A 15645-nucleotide genomic window follows, 5' to 3' on the forward strand; every position below is an offset into this window, starting at 1 on the left:
GGTATCCAGTAAGTAAGTATTCAGTGGGCGCAGCAAGGGGCGCTGGAGCTGAATACACGCTGCATTGAGGCGTGTCGGCGTAGCGCTAGGGATTGCGTGAATGAGCGGTCGGGGACGTGGCTTCCACAAAACAGCGCGGACTTGCGGCGTGCCATGGCGGCACTGCAAGCGTCCTGGAAAGGGTTCGGGTTCCCGGGACAAGGCCAGACAATTGACGGGTCAGGTAAGACGTTGGAGCTATTCTAGCTTAAATTTCCAGGAAGAAAAGTATTTTTCTTTTAGCCATGAAAGATATTTTTCTGGCAAGCGTCTGTCCAGCGGCAGAAAGCGCCGTCTTCCACTCTGTCGCAACGACCATGCGCAGTGCGCGGCGTGTCGCGGCGGCACCACAGACCAGTCCGTCATTGTCGCATCTTGCGCATTTCTTTTCGCATGCCGCTGCACCACGGGGCGAAACAGCATGGCAAAATGTAGTCACGCTGCTATCTGTCCGATGAGGGGGAAAGAGGAATGGTCGACCTGGAAGAACTACGCTATCTGGCACTGTCGTTTCCCGACACCACCGAGGAAGAACACCACGACCGTCCATCGTTCCGCGTGGGCGGGAAGATCTTCGCCACCCTGCCCGACGACGAGCACATCAATGTGCTGCTCGATGCGGAAGCGGCGCATATCGCCACCGTCATCACGCCAGCAGGCTGCGAGAAACTCTGGTGGGGCGAACGCCTGGCCGGCATCACGGTGCGCCTGGCGGACGCCGAGCTCGACATGCTGGCCGCCGCCCTGACGGCCGCCTGGCGGCGCAAGGCGCCCAGCGACCTGGCCAAGACCATCGCCCCGACAGGATAGTTACATCGGCCAATTACGCAGCAGCAAGCCCACCATCTGCTGCAATTGCTCGCGCGAGACGCCGGCCGCCGCCTGGATGGCCATGCCCTGCGACAGGGTCACGACAAAGCGCGCCTGCTGCTCCGGGCAGGAATCGGGCGGCAAATCCCCCTCTTCCTTGGCGCGCCGCAAGCGGTCGCGCAGCTTGATTTCACCGCGCAGCCGGCGCGCGAACAATTCATCGCGGATCGGCAGGGCATCGTCGCTGCAGGCCAGTGCCGCATTGACGCCCATGCAGCCGTGCGGACCGTCCGGCATGGTTTGCGCGTCGACATACTGCGTCAGCAACGCTTCCACCACCTGGCGCGCCGTCGGCTGTTCCAGCGCCGCATCGAAAAACCGCATGCGCGTATCGCTGTAGCGCTCGAGCGCCTTGTGGAACAGCTGCTCCTTGTTGCCGAAGACGGCATACAGGCTGGGCCGGTTCATGCCCATGGCCTTCGTCAATTCCGGCAGGGAACTGCCTTCATAGCCCTTTTCCCAGAACACTTTCATGGCGCAATCGAGCGCCTCGTCCGCGTCAAACGTGCGTGGGCGGCCCGTTTTTGCCTTGGCTGTCTCAGCTGTTTTTTCTTGTTTCATACCGATCGGTAAAAAATTATGACGACAATGTTCGTTTCCAGATATTATATACCGACCGGTTAAAAACCTCCGGGCTTTTCAGGAACCCCTATGCACACACCCTCCAACACTACTGGCGACGATACCACCGTGGCGCCGTGGCTGGCCGTCCTGTCGGTCGGCATCGGCGCTTTCGCCCTCGTCACCTCCGAATTCCTGCCCGTCGGCCTGCTGCCGGCCATGGCCGCCGAACTGGCCATCAGCAAGGGCCAGGCGGGACTGATGATCACCACGCCCGGCATCGTTGCCGCGTTTGCCGCCATCTTCGTCACCGTCGGCTCGGGCCGCCTGGACCGCCGCATCGTGCTGCTGGCCCTCACCGCCCTGCTGATCGCCTCGAACCTGCTGGTGGCGCTGGCGCCGTCATATGGCTGGATACTGCTGGGCCGCGCCATGCTGGGTGTGGGCGTGGGCGGCTTCTGGGCCATCGGCAGCGCCATCGGCCCGCGCCTCGTGTCGCCGCAGCATGCGTCGCGCGCCATGTCCATCATCTTCGCCGGCGTCTCGCTGGGCACGGTGGCGGGCGTGCCGGCCGGCGCGCTGGTAGGCGAACTGGTGGGATGGAGGGTCGCTTTCGGCGCGGCCAGCGCCATTGCCGTGCTGGTCTTCATCGGCCAGCTATTGCTGCTGCCCAGGCTGCCGCCGACACAGGCCATCCGCTTGCGCCAGTTGCCGATGATTTTCGGCATCCGCAAAGCCAGACTGGGTCTGATCGCCACGGCCCTGATCTTCACGGGCCAGTTCGCCGCCTACACGTATATCGCGCCCTTCCTCACGCAAGTGTCGCACCTGGCGGCCGGCACCGTCAGCGCCATGCTGCTCGTGTACGGCGCTTCCGGTTTCATCGGCAACCTCGTGGGCGGCTGGGCCGCCGGCCGCTACGAACGGGCCGCGCTGATGGTGACGGGCGCCGTGCTGGGCTTGTCCACCCTGGCCCTGGCCGCGTTCGGCAGCCATGCACTCACCGCCATGCTGCTCGTGGCCGTGTGGGGCTTCGGTTTCGGCGCCATGCCGATCGCCGTGCAGACCTGGATGTTCAAGGCGGCGCCACACTTGATGGAAGGCAGCAGCGCGCTGTTTGTCGCCATCGTGCAAGTATCGCTGGCGTCGGGAGCGTTGCTGGGAGGCATGGCCGTCGACCGGCTAGGCGTATCGAGCGCGATGGTGGTCGGCGGTCTGTTCGCCCTCGGCTGCGCCTTGACAATCGCGATCTTCGGCAAGCCGCAAGCCAGCGCCAAGGCGGGCGCGGCCTGCGTCGCCTCGTAAAAAATCAGATGCGGCCGCGACGAAATTCGCCGAGGAATTTCGTCACTTCGGCCGGCGTCATCACGACGTCCGCGTCGCCGTGATACGCATACAGGAAAGGCGTGCCGCCCAGGCGGTCCGTCAGCTTGGCAAACAGTAAAAAGCGGCTGCCCAGCGGGTAGCGCTGCAGGTCGGCCAGGCGGCGCGAGCACTGCACGGCCAGCTCGGGTGAGAAAGCCTGGCCAGGCACGGGACGGATTTCCACGTGGCCATTGATGGCGCGCGATTCGACGGCAACGTGCCGGTATGCATAAGTATCACGGGCCATGCCGCCACCTTGAATGAAGTAAAGGCGCCATCTTAAGCGAAGTGGGCGCCTGGCGTGTTACTGCGGCACGATGCGCAGCAAGCGGCCGTTGTCTTCATCGGTCAGCGCATACAGGTAGCCGTCCGGCCCCTGGCGCACGTCGCGCACGCGCGCGCCGATGTCCAGACGGTCCTGCCCCGTCACCTTGCCGCTGGCATCGACGGCGATGCGGCGGATATCCTTGGCCGCCAGGCCGCCGCTGAAGATGCTGCCGCGCCAGGCGGCGATCTTGTCGCCCGTGTAGACGGCCAGTCCCGACGGCGCCGGCGACGGCACCCAGGCCACGCTCGGATTGAGCATGCCCGGCACTTCGTGCTTGCCGACCGGTTCACGCGTCTTGTAGTCGGCGCCATAGCTTTGCAATGGCCAGCCGTAATTGCCGCCCGCCGTCACCAGGTTCAGTTCATCGCCGCCATACGGCCCGTGTTCCGTGGCCCACACGCGTCCGGAAACAGGATCGAGCGCCAGGCCCTGCACGTTGCGGTGGCCATACGACCAGATTTCCGGCAAGGCGCCCTTGGCCGCCAGCGGATTGCCGGGCGCCGGTTTTCCCTCGTCCGTCAGGCGCAGGATGGAGCCCTGGTGCGTGGCCAGGTTTTGCGCCTGCTCGCGCGCCAGCCGGTCACCGATGCGCAGCGGCGGATTGCCGCCATCGGCCACGCTCATCAGCAAGCTGCCGTCCGGCAGCCACAGCAGGCGCGAACCGAAATGCTGTCCGCCGCTCTTGTCGGTGGCCACCTTGAACAGGGTCTGGATGCCCGTCACCTTCTTGCCGTCGAACACGCCGCGCACGAGGGTCGTGCGGTTGGCGTCGTTGTTGCCTGTCGACACCGTCATGTAGACCCGTGGCGCAGCCTTGCCCGCATCCTGCGGATGAACGACGATATCGAGCAGGCCGCCCTGTCCGCCCGTAAACACCTTGGGCATGCCTTCGAGCGCAACGTCCTCGAACTTTTTGCCGTTAAGCAGATGCAAGGTCCCCTGCTTGCTCGTGACGAGCGCGCGTCCCTCGCCCAGCCAGGCAATACCCCACGGCTGGCGCACGCCCTGCGCGACGGTCTCGGCCTTCCAGCCTTGTCTGGCGGCGGGCGGCTCGCCCGTGGCTTGCAGTTCGGCGTGGGCGGGCATGGCGCAAGCGGCGAAAGCTCCCAGCAGCAGTGCGGTGGCAAGGCGTGTGCGCTTGATGGTTGGCATCGGAAATTCTCCTGTGTCGTCAATGAAAAAAGGCGGCCGGGATGGTCTTTGCCATCGCGCCGCCTTTAAAAATAGCACAAATTGCCAGACGGGCGCGCCGCCTGGCAGCGACTATCAACGATAGATCAGATAGTACTTCGCGCGCGGCGTGCTCTTCTGCGCGCCGCCCGTCTGCACCAGCGCCACGGGGTCGCCAGCGGCCGTATGGAAGATGCCGATGCCGTAACTTTGTTCGCCGCCGATGACGGGCAAGGTGACACTTCCATCAGGGAACAGCAGCTCGCCACTGAAACGCTTGTAGCTGGCTTGGTAGGTTACATCGCCAGCGGGATAAATATAGCTGTACGATGTTTCCATGAGCAGTGCTTCCGCCTTCACGGACGAGTGACTCATCGACAGCACAGTGTTGCCAGGCGAACTGAGGATAAAGCGGCCGACATATTTCAGCGTATCGGTACTGAAGTACGTGCCGGCGGCCGTAAACAGCAGATCTTCCTTGGGCGACAAGAAGAAAGGAGCCACCGCCGGGTAGTCGACATAGGAATTGGCACTGGTCAGAATGGCGTTGCTTTGCGGGTCTATGGAGAAATTCGAGATACCGTATGAATATCCCTGCGCGACAAATACCTTGTTTTTGGATGCCGCAAAAACGCCACGCAGCGTGCCATAGAAACCGCTGGAGTACTCAAGTCCAGGCAGGACCTGGCCGGTACGCCCGTTAAGCACAGTAATGGCCGCTCGCGACGATGCGCCGACAGATTGGCCCATCAGGAAAACGACGCCATCATTGGTCGTGAATACCTCCGTCTGCGCGCCATCGGTACCTGTGGAACGCAACAGTTTCCCTGCCGCCAGATCAACCAGGCTGACCACGCCTTCATGCAATACCGCCGCCAGCTTGCCGTCCGGACTCAAATTAAACGACTTGACCGAGGTTGGCAGACTGATGCTGGTAGTGACGCCATCAACCGGATTGGTAATTTTCACGGCGTCTGGATCGGTGCTGATCACGATCAGGCGATCGAGTCCCTTGCTGTAAAGTATTTCCTGCGGCGTGAAAGGCAAGGCCACGACACTGTAGGATGCGATGACGGCATTGAACTTCAGGTACGCTACCGCCGTTTGCCGGCCATTGTTGACCGTCAAGGACAGCACATAGGCGCCGGCCACGTCCGGCGTAAACGATGGTATTGCGTTCGCTGCTGCGGCCAGCGCGGCAACAGAACCGGCTGGCCGGCTGTCGACTGCCCAGGCATACGTCAATTGCGCGCCACCTTCGTCATAGCTGAGGATGCCGCTGGTCACCAGCGGCTGGCCGATGGGGACGGTCTGGTTGTTGCGGCTGACCACCGCCACCGTACCCTGGATCACACCCATCGGCATGCTGTTGTTGGCGTCGAACTGGTACACCGTCTCGGCATACGCGCCCTTGCCGTCCGCGCCGCGGGCGCGCACCTTATACAGGCCCACTACGTCTGGAGCGAAACGCGCGGTCTGACCGGCGACAAACAGTGTGGAACTGCTGCCGGCCGGCTTATGGATCAGCTCCCACGTCGTGGTCACCTTGTCGCCGTCGGCATCGGTGCTGCCCGTGGCATCGAGCACGATGCCGGAGCCTGCCGATACACTCACGACATCCTTGACGAGCGGTAATGCCGTGAACGTCGCATTGACCACCACCACCGCATTCGGCACCCGGTTATTCACCAGCACCGTAGCGGTCTTTTCGGCAAAGCCGCCCTTGCTATTCGTCACGCGCAGCTTGAATACATACGTACCCAGGGCATCGGGCTGGAAGTTCAGTTTGGGGGTCGCGACAGCGCCCATGTTCAAGTTGCTGCCGGCCGGCTTGCCCACGTTGCTCCATGCAAAACTCAGTGCACCGCCATCAACGTCCTTGCTGCCACCCGCATCAAGTTCAATCTGCCCGCCCATGCTGCCGATGGCGTCAGCGCCTTCGGCAGCCGCCGACACGGCGCCGGCAAACAGAATGGCAGGCTGCGGCACGGCAGCCACGGGCGGCGGCGCACTGTCGCCGCCACCGCCACCACCGCCACACCCGGCCAGCATGGCCATGGCCAGCATCCCAACGCCCAACCAGCGCACGACTGGCCCTTGCATACGACTGCGCATATGATTCCGTTCTCTCAATATTCCCGTGGTTATAAGGTGACGTCTTGTCGCGTCCAAAAAGCGGACAAATATTATCATGACAATAACGTTAAATTTTCACCAAATTTCACTTTAGAAATATTAATTTTCAGGAATCATTAAAACAGCGCTGCCGGGTACGCTCAGGCGCGCAGCAGCAAGGCCACGGCTTCGGCCGCGATGCCCTCTTCACGGCCCAGGTAGCCGAGTTTTTCATTCGTCTTGGCCTTGATGTTGACCTGCCCCACACTCACGCCCAGGTCTTCTGCCACGTTGGCGCACATGGCGGCGATGTGCGGCGCCATTTTCGGACGTTGGGCGATGATGGTGGCGTCGATGTTGCCGATCACATAGCCGGTGGCTTGCACGCGGCGCACGGCTTCGCGCAGCAGGGTGCGCGAATCGGCGCCCTTGAATTGCGCGTCCGTGTCGGGGAAGTGGCGGCCGATGTCGCCCAGGGCGGCCGCGCCGAAGATGGCGTCCGTGATCGCGTGCAGCAGCACGTCCGCGTCGGAATGGCCGAGCAAGCCCAGGTGATGGGGAATCTTCACGCCGCCGATGATCAGGTCGCGGTTTTCCACCAGCGCGTGGCAGTCATAGCCCTGGCCGATGCGAAATGGGAGGTTGGGAGTCGTTGGGTTCATGCGTGTCTCTCAGGAATTCAAGGATGGGCCAAATACAGCTCGGCCGTGTGTATGTCGCGCGGCAAGGTCACCTTCAGGTTGCGCGGGTGGCCTTCGACGAGCCTGGGCGCCAGGCCCAGCGCTTCGACGGCGCTGGCGTCGTCCGTGATCGCTTGCGGATCGGGCGCTTCGGATAATGCCTTGTGCAGCAAGGCATAGCTGAACATTTGCGGCGTCTGCGCCAGCCACAGGCCGTCGCGCGGCACCGTCTGCGCGGACAAGCCGCCCTGCCCCGCCCGCTTGACGGTGTCGACCACGGGCAAGGCCAGCAAGCCCCCGGCCGCATGCCCACCGACTTCGGTGATGAGCTTTTCGATCAGCGCCGGCGTCAGGCCGGGACGGGCCGCGTCGTGCACCAGCACCTGGTCGTGGGCAGCGATGCTGCCGTGCAAGGCGCGCAAGCCATTGAGGATGCTTTCCATGCGCGTGGCGCCGCCGCAGCGCAGCACAGTCACGCCCTGCTCGGGCACGACCGTGTCGATCACGCCATCGTCGGCGCTGACGACGACATAGGTATGCGCGATCAATGGGCTGGCGAGAAAGGCGTCGAGCGCATGGCGCAGCATGGGTTTGCCGGCGATGGGTAAATACTGCTTGGGACTGCCCGCTTCCATGCGCGCGCCCACGCCGGCGGCGGGGATCAGCGCAAAGTAGCGGACGGTATTCGGTGCTGCTGTCATGCCATTCCTTGTCTAGTTGGCGGGCGCTGCCTTGCCCGCCAGGATGTTCTGGATTTCGCCCTTGCACGCCTTGCCCAGGCGCGCATATTCTTGTGGAGAATCGATGGCCGCCTGCAAGGTTTCCACCTTGCGCATTTCGGCCTTGATGTACGGCAACCAGCCCGTGTCGATCTCGCGCGCCAGCGCCGCCTTGGCCGTGCCGCTGGGCGCATACAGGGGCCGCGCCTCGAAGCGTTTGGCCAGCGCCGCACGCACGGTCTTTTCCACGCGCGGCAAGTGTTCCATATAGGTCTTCATGTGCCGCAGCTCGTGCGCGAGTATCTCATCATACGCGCAAGTGCCGGGGGCAAACTCGCGGCCGATATAGATCACCACGGGCGCATACGTGAGGCTCACGGTAATCTGCGGCGCCACGCATTCATAGCCACTGGCCGGGTCTTGCAGCATGGGGCCGGCCAGGGCGATGGCCACGCGCGAATCCGTCTTCGTCAAGCCCAGTACCCAGGTGTTGGCGCGCGCCATGCCCTTCATCACCGTCAGGGCCTTGTACGGCAGATGCGTGTCGATGGAATAGCCATTCTGCTGCGCCGTCAGCACGGACACCGTCTTGCTGATCGTGTCTTCGCAGCGCACCTGGAACGGCGTGCGCGCGGCCGCCAGCGTGTCCAGGCTGGCGGCCGCCAGCAGCAGGAAGATTGCCGTGCGCATGCGCTGTATCAGGCCGGCTGCCACACGCCGCTGGTGATCTTGTCGAGCCAGAAGATACCGATGACGGTTTTCACGTCCGTGATCGTGCCATCCTTGACCCAGTCGAGCAGCTGCGGCACCGTGGCCGTAAATGTCTCGAGGAATTCGCCCTCGTCGAGCTGGCGTTCGCCGGCCACCAGGCCGCGCGCCAGGAACAATTCCAGGTGTTCATCGGAATACGCGATGGCGTTGTGGATGGTGGAGACGAATTGCCAGTCGCTGGCCGTGTAGCCCGTCTCTTCCAGCAACTCGCGCTGGGCGCACGCCAGGTGCGATTCTCCCGCGTCGATCTTGCCGGCGGGGAATTCAATAAAGACCCGGTCCAGCGGATAGCGGTACTGGCGTTCCATCAGCACCGTGCCATCGTCGAGCAGCGGCAGGATGACGACGGCGCCCGGATGCAGGACGAATTCGCGCGCCGTGATCTTGCCGTCCGGCAGCGCAACACGGTCGCGCTGCACGCGCAGGAAGCCGCCTTGGTAGACGAGCTCGCCATCGACCTTGGTTTCAATCAATTGCGTATCAGTGGCTTGGGTATCCATGGAATTCCTTTATTCAATAAAAAACGGCGCCAGAGGCGCCGCTTTCGGTCGTTGTTGCTAACGGCGTTTGCGCAGGTAACGCCCGACAAAGCCCGGGAAAGCCAGCACCAGAAACAGACATCCGGTGATGGCATAGAACTCCCACGTCTGCGGGAAACCGTTGCCGATGCGCGCTTCGAGCGCGAAGGCCACGGCGCCGACGATGAAGTACAGAATCACCATCTCCAGCAGTCGCAGCGCCAGCGGCTTGCGCCAGCCCTGCTCCGCCTGCGCCGCCTTTTTCAGGGGCACGGCGGCAAACAGTTTCTCGTTCAGGAAAGGCAGGTTGGCGCCCAGGATACCCAAGGCGATCACCAGCCAGCTCGAGACGGTGACATCCATCGGTCAGGACGCCAGGGTCTTGGTGATGGCCGAAGCGCAGGCCGCCAGGATGCTGTTAGGCATCACGCCCAGCGCCAGGACGAACACGCCGTTCAGTGCCAGCACGACGCGCATGTCGCCATGCACGACCAGCGCGTTGGTATCGGTCGGCTCGTCGAACCACATCATTTTCACGACGCGCAGGTAGTAGAAGGCGCCGATCAGCGAGAACAGCACGGCGGCGATGGTCAGCCATAGCTGGCCCGTGGCCAGCACGGAGGCCAGCACCGAGTACTTGGCCATGAAGCCCATCAGCGGCGGCACGCCAGCCAGCGAGAACATGAACAGGGTCATCACCAGCGCGAAGATCGGGCTGCGTTTGCCCAGGCCCTTGAAGTCGGCCAGTTCTTCCGCTTCGAAACCACTGCGTGCCAACAACATGATCACGCCAAAGGTACCCAGGGTGGTGAACACGTAGGTGATGACGTAGTACATCGAAGCGCCGTAGGCGGTGGCTGCGCCAGCCGCGTTCAGGGTGTTGTTCGGTGCGTCAACGGTACCGGACAGCAGGCCCAGCAGGACGAAGCCCATTTGCGCGATGGTCGAGTACGCCAACATGCGCTTCAAATTCGTTTGCGCAATGGCGGTGAAGTTACCGATGGCCAGCGACATCACGGCCAGCACCAGCAGCATTTGCTGCCAGTCATGCGCCATCGGCAGCAAGCCCTCGCCCAGCAAACGCAGGGTAATGGCAAACGCGGCCAGTTTCGGCGCGCCGCCCAGCAGCAGGGTCACGGCCGTCGGCGAACCTTGATACACGTCAGGCACCCACATGTGGAATGGCACGACGCCCAGTTTGAAGGCCAGGCCGGCTACGAGGAACACCAGGCCGAAGACCATGATGGTGCCGTTGGTCTTGCCGTTTTCCAGCGCCACGCGCAGTTCGCCCAGATCCAGCGTGCCGGAGGCGCCGTACAGCATCGAGATACCGTACAACATGAAACCGGAAGCCAGTGCGCCCAGGATGAAGTATTTCATGGCCGCTTCCGTGGCCTTGGCATTGTCACGGCGCAGAGCGATCAGCGCGTACAGCGACAGCGACATCAGTTCCAGACCCAGGTAGATGATCAGGAAGTTGTTGGCCGAGATCATGATCATCTGGCCCAGCAGTGCAAACAGGGCCAGCACGTAGAACTCGCCGCCCAGGTTGCCCGACAGCATGTTGCGGTCGGTGGCATAGGCACGCGAGTAGATCAGGGTCAGCGCCACGGCGCCGTACGAGAACAGTTTCAGCAGCTGCGACATCGGGTCCGACACGAACATGTTGTGGAACGTGTAGACGGTGGTGCCCGCGTTGAAGTCGCCCACGGTCAGCAAGGCGCAGCCTGCCAAGGTCAGCAGGGACAGCGCATAGGTGATCGAACGCTTCGCCGCAGGCAAGAACATATCGATCAGCAAGAGCGCCGACGTGGCGATCAGCAGAAAGATTTCCGCGTACAGCGGTACCAGATTAGGTGCATTAGTCATGTTATCGGTCTTCTATTTAAGGCAACTTGCTGGTGGCGACATGCTGCAGCAGGTCAGCAACCGAAGTTTGCATCGTGTCGGTGAACGGGGCTGGGTACAGACCCATCACGAGCACGGCGATGGCCAGTACAGCAAGCATGAAGAATTCACGTTTGTTGATGTCGGTCAGTTCGGCCACATGCTTGTTCTTGATCTTGCCGAACACTACGCGCTTGGCCATCCACAGCGAGTACGCCGCGCCCCAGATCAGTGCCGTTGCAGCCAGCAGGCCGATCCAGAAGTTGTATTTCACCGCGCCCAGGATCACCATGAACTCGCCGACGAAGCCGGACGTCGCTGGCAGACCGCAGTTGGCCATCGAGAACAGCACGAAGAAGGCGGCAAATTTCGGCATGCGGTTCACGACGCCGCCGTAGTCGGCGATGTTGCGGGTATGCATGCGGTCATACAGCACGCCGATGCACAGGAACATCGCGCCGGAGATGAAGCCGTGCGAGACCATCTGCACGATACCGCCCTGCACCGAGATGTCGTTGAACATGAAGAAGCCCAGGGTCACGAAACCCATGTGCGCGATCGACGAATAGGCGACCAGTTTTTTCATGTCGGTTTGCACCAGGGCAACCAGACCGATGTAGATGACGGCGATCAGCGACAAGGCGATCATGAAGCCCGACAGGTAGTGGCTGGCGTCCGGCGTGATCGGCAGCGAAAAACGCAGGAAGCCGTAGGCGCCCAGTTTCAGCATGATGGCGGCCAGCACGGCGGAACCGCCCGTAGGCGCTTCCACGTGGACATCCGGCAACCACGTATGGACGGGGAACATCGGCACCTTGACGGCAAACGCCATCAGGAAAGCCAGGAAGATGAAGATCTGTTCGTTCATCGTCAGCTTGAACGCGTGCCAGGCCAGGATGTCGAAGGTGCCCGACACATTGCGCAGGTAGATGATGGCAACCAGGGTCAGCAGCGAACCGAAGAAGGTGTACAGGAAGAACTTGAACGACGCGTACACGCGGTTCGAACCGCCCCAGATACCGATGATGATGAACATCGGGATCAGGGTTGCTTCAAAGAAGAAGTAGAACAGCAAGCCGTCCAGCGCGCAGAACACGCCGATCATCAGGCCCGACAGGATCAGGAAGGAGCCCATGTACTGGGCGATGCGCTTCTCGATCACTTGCCAAGCAGAAATGACGACGATGACCGTGATGAAGGCCGTCAATGGCACGAACCACAGGGACAGGCCGTCGATACCCAGCGAGTACCAGATATTGAAGGTTGCTATCCACGGTGCTTTTTCGACGAATTGCATGCCGTGTGCGGCGTTGTCGAAATGCTGGATCAGCGGCAAGGTGCACAGCATGCTGAGCACGGCGCCAGCCAGCGACAGCCAGCGGGTAAAGCCCGCTTTGCTGTCACGGCCGAGAGCCAGGATCAGGACGCCGCAAATGATCGGCACCCAGATCGACAGACTCAGGTAAGGAGGTAATGTAGAAATCGTAGACTGCATCATGGTTCTCAGTATTCTTTTATCAGGTCAGCTTACTTAGCGGGCCAGAATGGCAGGAAATAGATCAGGAAGCCCAGCACGCCCAGGATCATCACGAATGCATAGTGATAGATGTAGCCGGTCTGCAGCACTCGCGACAGCGAGGACAGCCAGGCGACGACCTTGGCGCTACCGTTGACCAGCAGGCCATCGATCAGCTTCTTGTCACCGAAGTTCCACAGGCCATTACCCAGCAAGCGGGCACCGCCGGCGAACACGACTTCATTGAACTTGTCCATGTAGTACTTGTTGTCCAGCAGGGTGTGGATCGCGTGGAACTTGGCAAAGAACCAGGCCGGTACGCGCGGGTTGACCATGTAGCAGTAATAGGCTGCCACCACGCCGGACAATGCCAGCCAGAACGGTGCCGTCGACAGGCCGTGGATCGCCATCGCCATTGCGCCGTGGAATTCATGCGACAACTCTTCCATTGCTGGATGGTTTTCGCCGACGAAGATCACGCCCTTGAAGAAATCGCCATGCAGCATCGGGCCGATCGTCAGGTAGCCGATGATCAGCGACGGGATCGCCAGCATCACCAGCGGGAACCAGACGACGAATGGGGACTCGTGCGGCTTCTGGCCAGGTTCCAGACCGTGGTGCGCGTGGTCGTCTTCCTCTTCCTCGTGATGATCGTCATGTGCATCGCCGTGCGCGCCATGGGCCGCTTTCGGTACGTGATGGTCGTCGTGACCGTGCGCATGCGCCTGGCCGAAACGTTCCTTGCCATGGAAGACGAGGAAATACATGCGGAACGAGTAGAAGGCGGTGACGAACACGCCAGCCAGCACGGCGAACTGGGCAAAGCCAGCGCCCCAGATGTGCGTCGCTTCGACGGCTTCGATGATGCTGTCTTTCGAGTAGAAACCGGAGAACAGCGGCGTGCCGATCAGGGCCAGCGAACCGACCAATGACGTGATCCACGTGATCGGCATGTACTTGCGCAGGCCGCCCATGTTGCGGATATCTTGATCGTGGTGCATGCCGATGATGACGGAACCGGCGCCCAGGAACAGCAGTGCCTTGAAGAATGCGTGCGTCATCAGGTGGAACACGGCCACCGAGTACGCGGACGAACCGAGCGCCACGGTCATGTAACCGAGCTGCGACAGGGTCGAATAAGCAACGACGCGCTTGATGTCGTTCTGGATGATGCCCAAAAAGCCCATGAACAGCGCCGTGATGGAGCCGATCACCAGGATGAAGGACAGTGCCGTGTCGGACAGTTCGAACAGCGGCGACATGCGCGAGACCATGAAGATACCGGCCGTCACCATCGTCGCGGCGTGGATCAGTGCCGAAATCGGGGTAGGACCTTCCATCGAGTCAGGCAGCCACACGTGCAGCGGGAACTGCGCCGATTTGCCCATCGCGCCGATGAACAGGCAGATGCAGGCTACGGTCAACAGGGCCCAGTCGGTACCTGGCAAGCTCAACAGCGCCAGTTCGTCTTTCTTGGCGAACACTTCCTGGTAGTTCATGGTGCCGGCGTAAGCCAGCAGCAGGCCGATACCGAGGATGAAGCCGAAGTCGCCCACGCGGTTGACGAGGAAAGCCTTCATGTTGGCCACGATCGCCGTCGGACGCTGGTACCAGAAACCGATCAGCAGGTAAGAGACCAGGCCCACGGCTTCCCAACCGAAGAACAGTTGCAGGAAGTTGTTGGCCATGACCAGCATCAGCATCGAGAACGTGAACAGCGAGATGTAGGCGAAGAAGCGGTTGTAGCCTTCGTCGTCCTTCATGTAGCCGATCGTGTAGATGTGCACCATCAGGGAGACGAAGGTGACCACGCACATCATCATCGCCGACAGCGAATCGATCTGGAAGCCCACTTCCATCTTCAGGGTGCCGATCGTCATCCAGTTATAGATCGTGCCATTGAATGTCGCGCCATCCATCACTGCCAGCAGTGTCTGCACGGACAGGATGAACGCAATCAGTACGCCCAGGATCGTCGCGGTATGCGACGTCTTGCGTCCGACCAAATTACCCAGGAACTGGGTGCCAAGCAAGCCTGCAATCGCGGCACCGGCCAGCGGCGCCAGCGGTACGGCAAGAAGGAGGTTAGGGTTGAGGAGTTGCCCCGCCATGATGAACCTTAATCGTTATTATTCGAGAGATCGAGTCTGAAAAACATCAGCCTTTGAGGCTGTCCAGGTCTTCGACGTTGATGGTATCCAGATTACGGAACATCACCACCAGAATAGCCAGACCGATAGCCGACTCAGCGGCGGCAACCGTCAGGATGAAGAAAACGAAGATCTGACCGGCCGCGTCGCCCATGAAATGGGAGAACGCGATGAAATTCATATTCACCGCCAGCAGCATCAATTCGATTGCCATCAGCAATACGATGATGTTCTTGCGGTTCAGGAAAATACCGACGATCGAGATTGCGAACAGGATCGCGCCCAGGACCAGAAAATGTGTGAGCGATAATGTCATGGTGCCTCCTTAACTTCCGGCTCAGCCGCAGGACGCTCGACAACCGCGTCCATCTTGATGATCTTCAGGCGGTCGTTACGCTTGACGCGCACGGCATCGCCTGGAGCAAAGTGCTTGGTGTCCTTGCGTTTGCGCAGGGTCAGCGCGACCGCGGCAACGATGGCCACCAGCAGCACGACGGCGGCGATCTCGAAGGCGAACACATATTCCGTGTAGATCAGCAGGCCCAGTTCCTTGGTGCCGCCCAGGTTGACGTTGACCGGCGCGATGCTAGGCGCAAAGTTGCGGAAACCGTGCCACAGGACAGCGGCCATTTCCAGCACGATGATCACGCCCACCGTCACCGACAAAGGCAGGTAGCCCCAGAAGCCTTCGCGCATGCGGTCGATATTGATATCGAGCATCATGACGACGAAGAGGAACAGCACCATCACGGCGCCGACGTACACCAATACCAGCACGATGGCCAGGAATTCAGCTTGCAGCAGCATCCAGATGCCCGCTGCGGAAAAGAAGGACAGTACCAGGAACAGTACTGCGTGGACCGGATTACGGGCCGTGATGACGCGCGTCGCTGCCAGAATCAAGATCAGCGCGAAGGCGTAAAACAAAATTGTTTTAAAGTCCATAAAAAACCCAA

16 protein-coding genes are annotated in these 15645 nt (G+C 61.3%); 2 read left to right on the top strand and 14 right to left on the bottom strand.

The genetic code is table 11. From position 1 onward, the window contains the following. The first annotated feature begins 510 nt into the window (after window positions 1-510). The gene (locus KO538_RS02415) at window positions 511-849 is read left to right on the top strand and encodes an MmcQ/YjbR family DNA-binding protein (protein WP_070302171.1); all 339 of its coding nucleotides are present in this window, start codon (window positions 511-513) and stop codon (window positions 847-849) included. Here the strand turns inward: KO538_RS02415 and KO538_RS02420 are convergent, their stop codons facing one another. After that, window positions 850-1470, bottom strand: coding sequence for a TetR/AcrR family transcriptional regulator (locus KO538_RS02420; protein WP_072452749.1), 621 nt, complete (start codon window positions 1468-1470; stop codon window positions 850-852). It lies immediately after the preceding gene. Window positions 1471-1560: 90 nt separating this feature from the next. Between KO538_RS02420 and KO538_RS02425 the strand changes: the two genes are divergently transcribed. Beyond that, window positions 1561-2775, top strand: a complete 1215-nt coding sequence (locus KO538_RS02425; protein WP_219327390.1) for an MFS transporter — start codon at window positions 1561-1563, stop codon at window positions 2773-2775. 4 nt (window positions 2776-2779) lie between these two features. On the opposite strand, the gene KO538_RS02430 is transcribed toward KO538_RS02425, so the two are convergent. From KO538_RS02430 to KO538_RS02490, 13 genes are all read right to left on the bottom strand, one after another. Then, on the bottom strand, window positions 2780-3082 hold the full coding sequence (locus KO538_RS02430) for a hypothetical protein (protein WP_219327391.1): 303 nt from the start codon (window positions 3080-3082) through the stop codon (window positions 2780-2782). Between the two features lie 57 nt (window positions 3083-3139). Continuing rightward, window positions 3140-4315, bottom strand: a complete 1176-nt coding sequence (locus tag KO538_RS02435; protein ID WP_219327392.1) for a PQQ-dependent sugar dehydrogenase — start codon at window positions 4313-4315, stop codon at window positions 3140-3142. A 114-nt stretch (window positions 4316-4429) separates the two neighbouring features. Next, window positions 4430-6448, bottom strand: a complete 2019-nt coding sequence (locus KO538_RS02440; protein ID WP_219327393.1) for a hypothetical protein — start codon at window positions 6446-6448, stop codon at window positions 4430-4432. A 161-nt stretch (window positions 6449-6609) separates the two neighbouring features. Then, a complete protein-coding gene (ispF, locus tag KO538_RS02445; RefSeq protein WP_034749962.1) occupies window positions 6610-7110 on the bottom strand; it encodes a 2-C-methyl-D-erythritol 2,4-cyclodiphosphate synthase in 501 nt (166 codons plus the stop codon). A 17-nt stretch (window positions 7111-7127) separates the two neighbouring features. Beyond that, window positions 7128-7829, bottom strand: coding sequence for a 2-C-methyl-D-erythritol 4-phosphate cytidylyltransferase (ispD, locus tag KO538_RS02450; protein WP_219327394.1), 702 nt, complete (start codon window positions 7827-7829; stop codon window positions 7128-7130). A 12-nt stretch (window positions 7830-7841) separates the two neighbouring features. After that, window positions 7842-8537, bottom strand: coding sequence for a hypothetical protein (locus KO538_RS02455; RefSeq protein WP_219327395.1), 696 nt, complete (start codon window positions 8535-8537; stop codon window positions 7842-7844). 8 nt (window positions 8538-8545) lie between these two features. Next, window positions 8546-9118, bottom strand: coding sequence for an NUDIX domain-containing protein (locus KO538_RS02460; protein WP_034749968.1), 573 nt, complete (start codon window positions 9116-9118; stop codon window positions 8546-8548). 57 nt (window positions 9119-9175) lie between these two features. Beyond that, window positions 9176-9499 (bottom strand): DUF2818 family protein, encoded by a 324-nt coding sequence (locus tag KO538_RS02465; protein ID WP_034749970.1) that lies wholly within the window; start codon window positions 9497-9499, stop codon window positions 9176-9178. 3 nt (window positions 9500-9502) lie between these two features. Then, a complete protein-coding gene (gene nuoN, locus KO538_RS02470; protein WP_070302186.1) occupies window positions 9503-11005 on the bottom strand; it encodes an NADH-quinone oxidoreductase subunit NuoN in 1503 nt (500 codons plus the stop codon). 16 nt (window positions 11006-11021) lie between these two features. Then, complete coding sequence (locus KO538_RS02475) at window positions 11022-12521, bottom strand: NADH-quinone oxidoreductase subunit M (RefSeq protein ID WP_070302188.1); 1500 nt, start codon at window positions 12519-12521, stop codon at window positions 11022-11024. A gap of 29 nt (window positions 12522-12550) precedes the next feature. Next, the gene (nuoL, locus tag KO538_RS02480) at window positions 12551-14650 is read right to left on the bottom strand and encodes an NADH-quinone oxidoreductase subunit L (RefSeq protein ID WP_219327396.1); all 2100 of its coding nucleotides are present in this window, start codon (window positions 14648-14650) and stop codon (window positions 12551-12553) included. A gap of 46 nt (window positions 14651-14696) precedes the next feature. Beyond that, on the bottom strand, window positions 14697-15005 hold the full coding sequence (nuoK, locus tag KO538_RS02485) for an NADH-quinone oxidoreductase subunit NuoK (protein ID WP_010399724.1): 309 nt from the start codon (window positions 15003-15005) through the stop codon (window positions 14697-14699). Further along, a complete protein-coding gene (locus KO538_RS02490) occupies window positions 15002-15634 on the bottom strand; it encodes an NADH-quinone oxidoreductase subunit J (RefSeq protein ID WP_034749981.1) in 633 nt (210 codons plus the stop codon). Before KO538_RS02490 ends, nuoK begins: the two co-directional genes overlap by 4 nt. Between the last annotated feature and the right edge of the window lie 11 nt (window positions 15635-15645).

The organism is Janthinobacterium sp. NKUCC08_JDC (assembly GCF_019345575.1).
In the GTDB taxonomy this organism is placed as follows: domain Bacteria; phylum Pseudomonadota; class Gammaproteobacteria; order Burkholderiales; family Burkholderiaceae_D; genus Janthinobacterium; species Janthinobacterium aestuarii.

Bases quoted from the DNA above. Each gene is read 5' to 3' on its own strand.
- KO538_RS02435 (WP_219327392.1), bottom strand. From the start codon at position 4,315: ATGCCAACCATCAAGCGCACACGCCTTGCCACCGCACTGCTGCTGGGA.
- KO538_RS02465 (WP_034749970.1), bottom strand. From the start codon at position 9,499: ATGGATGTCACCGTCTCGAGCTGGCTGGTGATCGCCTTGGGTATCCTG.
- KO538_RS02455 (WP_219327395.1), bottom strand. From the start codon at position 8,537: ATGCGCACGGCAATCTTCCTGCTGCTGGCGGCCGCCAGCCTGGACACG.
- KO538_RS02415 (WP_070302171.1), top strand. From the start codon at position 511: ATGGTCGACCTGGAAGAACTACGCTATCTGGCACTGTCGTTTCCCGAC.
- KO538_RS02430 (WP_219327391.1), bottom strand. From the start codon at position 3,082: ATGGCCCGTGATACTTATGCATACCGGCACGTTGCCGTCGAATCGCGC.
- nuoN (WP_070302186.1), bottom strand. From the start codon at position 11,005: ATGACTAATGCACCTAATCTGGTACCGCTGTACGCGGAAATCTTTCTG.
- nuoL (WP_219327396.1), bottom strand. From the start codon at position 14,650: ATGGCGGGGCAACTCCTCAACCCTAACCTCCTTCTTGCCGTACCGCTG.
- KO538_RS02460 (WP_034749968.1), bottom strand. From the start codon at position 9,118: ATGGATACCCAAGCCACTGATACGCAATTGATTGAAACCAAGGTCGAT.
- nuoK (WP_010399724.1), bottom strand. From the start codon at position 15,005: ATGACATTATCGCTCACACATTTTCTGGTCCTGGGCGCGATCCTGTTC.
- KO538_RS02420 (WP_072452749.1), bottom strand. From the start codon at position 1,470: ATGAAACAAGAAAAAACAGCTGAGACAGCCAAGGCAAAAACGGGCCGC.
- ispF (WP_034749962.1), bottom strand. From the start codon at position 7,110: ATGAACCCAACGACTCCCAACCTCCCATTTCGCATCGGCCAGGGCTAT.
- KO538_RS02440 (WP_219327393.1), bottom strand. From the start codon at position 6,448: ATGCGCAGTCGTATGCAAGGGCCAGTCGTGCGCTGGTTGGGCGTTGGG.
- KO538_RS02425 (WP_219327390.1), top strand. From the start codon at position 1,561: ATGCACACACCCTCCAACACTACTGGCGACGATACCACCGTGGCGCCG.
- KO538_RS02490 (WP_034749981.1), bottom strand. From the start codon at position 15,634: ATGGACTTTAAAACAATTTTGTTTTACGCCTTCGCGCTGATCTTGATT.
- KO538_RS02475 (WP_070302188.1), bottom strand. From the start codon at position 12,521: ATGATGCAGTCTACGATTTCTACATTACCTCCTTACCTGAGTCTGTCG.
- ispD (WP_219327394.1), bottom strand. From the start codon at position 7,829: ATGACAGCAGCACCGAATACCGTCCGCTACTTTGCGCTGATCCCCGCC.